The organism is Psychrobacter sp., from assembly GCF_036731945.1.
In the GTDB taxonomy this organism is placed as follows: Bacteria; Pseudomonadota; Gammaproteobacteria; order Pseudomonadales; family Moraxellaceae; genus Psychrobacter.
Genome location: NZ_DAINDI010000086.1, coordinates 7673 through 10094, shown reverse-complemented (window position 1 = coordinate 10094; position 2422 = coordinate 7673). Strand labels below are relative to the sequence as shown.

Here is a 2422-nt window from a genome sequence, read left to right as displayed (position 1 = left end):
GCGCAAAGGGGAATAAAATTAGGCCGCGAGCTTTTTGGCGATAAATTTGTTCCTCTGACTGAATTTATGCCTTTTGAGCGCTATTTAGAGTTTTTAGGTAACATTGATATTGCTATTTTTAATAACAATCGACAACAAGCGATGGGAAATATCATCACTTTATTAGGTCTTGGCAAGACAGTTTATGTACGGAATGATACGACACAATGGCAATTTTTTCGGGATAAAGGCTTGCAGATATATAACATTAATGATTTTAGCTCTTTGGACAACCATTATCATAAAGACAATGTCAACAAGATAAAACACTACTTTTCTGAAGCAACTTTAATTCAACAATTAACAAGGTTATTTTAATATGGCTTATTTGACAGCAAGCGAGCTGGTACAAAAAGGATTTAAGTCGCTAGGCAAAAATGTAAAAATTAGTGATAAAGCCAGTATTTATGATACTGAGCAAATAGAGATAGGTGATAACTCAAGAATAGATGATTTCTGTGTGATATCAGGACGCGTACAAATCGGCTCTTTTTGCCATATTGCACCGATGTGCTTGGTAGCAGGGGGGCAAGAAGGAATATATTTAGATGATTTCTGTGGACTGGCTTATGGGGTAAAAATCTTTTCCCAATCGGACGATTATAGCGGAGCAACTATGGTTAGTCCCTTAGTGCCATCAGAATATAAGAACGAATCAAAGAAAAGAGTTGTTTTAAATCGACAGGTCGTTGTAGGTGCTGGCAGTATAATTTTCCCTGGTGTAAATATAGCAGAAGGATGCTCTATAGGCGCAATGACTTTAGTCAATAAAAGCACTACAGCTTGGGGCATATATGTAGGTAATCCTGCCAAGAGAGTTAAAGAAAGAAAAAAAGACTTGTTGGTATTAGAAAAAGAATTCTTAGAAACGCTGAACACTAAAGTGACCCATAGCTGAGACCTACAATGATTCCTTTTAATAAACCGCCTTATACCGGTCATGAAGATCAATTCGTACTAACAGCAATGCGGAGTCACAAAATATCAGGCGACGGCCCATTTACTGAACTCTGTCATGATTGGTTTAAGCAAAATCTACCGTGTAAAAAAGCGTTACTGACGCCTTCTTGTACTGCTGCTTTAGAAATGGCAGCTATACTCATTGATACAAAGCCTGGCGATGAAATTATCATGCCGAGCTATACCTTTGTTAGTACTGCTAATGCCTTTGTGTTACGCGGTGCTACTATTGTTTTTGTTGACGTTCATCCTGAAACCATGAACATCGATGAAACCAAAATTGAAGCAGCTATCACTGACAAAACTAAGGCCATTGTCCCTGTACATTACGCAGGCGTTGGCTGTGAGATGCAGACTATCATGGATTTGGCTAAGCGCTATAATCTATATGTTATAGAAGATGCCGCCCAAGGTATGATGAGCACATACGAAGGAGTAGCGCTTGGCACTATTGGTCATTTAGGCGCGTTTAGTTTTCATGAAACCAAGAACTATACTAGTGGCGGTGAAGGTGGCTTATTAATCATTAATGATGAATCATTTATAGCACGAGCAGAAATTATTCGCGAAAAAGGAACCAATCGAAGTCAGTTTTTTCGGGGAATGGTCGATAAGTATTCTTGGGTTGATATAGGCAGTAGCTATTTACCTAGTGATTTACAAGCAGCCTATCTTTGGGGACAAATCGAGCGGTGTACAGAGATTAATCAAAATCGTTTAAAGGCTTGGCAGTACTATTATGAATCGTTGCAAAGTCTCGAACAACAGAACAAGATCCAACTCCCTATTATTCCCAAACTCTGCGCCCATAACGCTCATATGTTTTATATCAAAGTTGAAAATCTCGCCTTACGTAGCAGCATTTTGCAGTATTTAAAAGACAATAACATTATCGCAGTCTTTCACTATGTCCCTTTACATAATTCTATAGCTGGAAAAAATCTAGGATACTTTAGTGGAGAGGATAGCTTCACGACTAAAGAAAGTGAAAGATTAATAAGACTACCTTTGTGGTATGGAATAGATAAAATACAGCAAGACCAGATTATATCTGCTATAAAGACATTTTATAGCTAACAGAGTATTGATTAGCTTTGTACTTGGCTTACTAATCCAATCTATGCTGTAAAATAGCTTTCTTATCTGACTAGTAATCAGTATTACTTCGCAAATAATTTTTGGCTAAAATAGTTCTAAAGCTGATTTATAGTAAATTGAACCGGAGCAAAAGATCAGCTAAGAACTATGTAAATATTAGCTTTTAAATAAACGCGAAAAAAATGACTTAGTATCTTTTTGTCGGGTTATCTTATTGCCTTTATAACGCTTATGCGTTTTTTTCGGAAAATGACCAAACGGCGAAACGCGATAATCATCTAGTTTATATCCAGCAGCAAGTGCTTCATTATAATAGCTATCAAAT

The 2422-nt window shown here is 37.1% G+C and carries 3 protein-coding genes and 1 pseudogene; 3 read left to right on the top strand and 1 reads right to left on the bottom strand.

Annotated features, from left to right (window positions below; translation table 11 throughout):
* From V7D75_RS13310 to rffA, 3 genes are all read left to right on the top strand, one after another.
* A partial coding sequence (locus V7D75_RS13310; protein ID WP_333614938.1) for a TDP-N-acetylfucosamine:lipid II N-acetylfucosaminyltransferase occupies positions 1-357 on the top strand: 357 nt, incomplete at its 5' end.
* Position 358: 1 nt separating this feature from the next.
* Positions 359-937, top strand: coding sequence for an acyltransferase (locus tag V7D75_RS13305; RefSeq protein WP_193030159.1), 579 nt, complete (start codon positions 359-361; stop codon positions 935-937).
* 8 nt (positions 938-945) lie between these two features.
* Positions 946-2076 carry a dTDP-4-amino-4,6-dideoxygalactose transaminase gene (gene rffA, locus V7D75_RS13300; protein WP_193030161.1) on the top strand — a complete coding sequence of 377 codons (1131 nt, stop codon included), beginning with the start codon at positions 946-948 and terminating at the stop codon, positions 2074-2076.
* A 177-nt stretch (positions 2077-2253) separates the two neighbouring features.
* Here the strand turns inward: rffA and V7D75_RS13295 are convergent.
* A pseudogene (locus V7D75_RS13295) lies at positions 2254-2422 on the bottom strand (glycosyl transferase); the annotation flags it as partial.

Excerpts from the sequence above, each read along its gene's own strand:
- rffA (WP_193030161.1), top strand. The coding sequence starts at position 946 with ATGATTCCTTTTAATAAACCGCCTTATACCGGTCATGAAGATCAATTC.
- V7D75_RS13305 (WP_193030159.1), top strand. The coding sequence starts at position 359 with ATGGCTTATTTGACAGCAAGCGAGCTGGTACAAAAAGGATTTAAGTCG.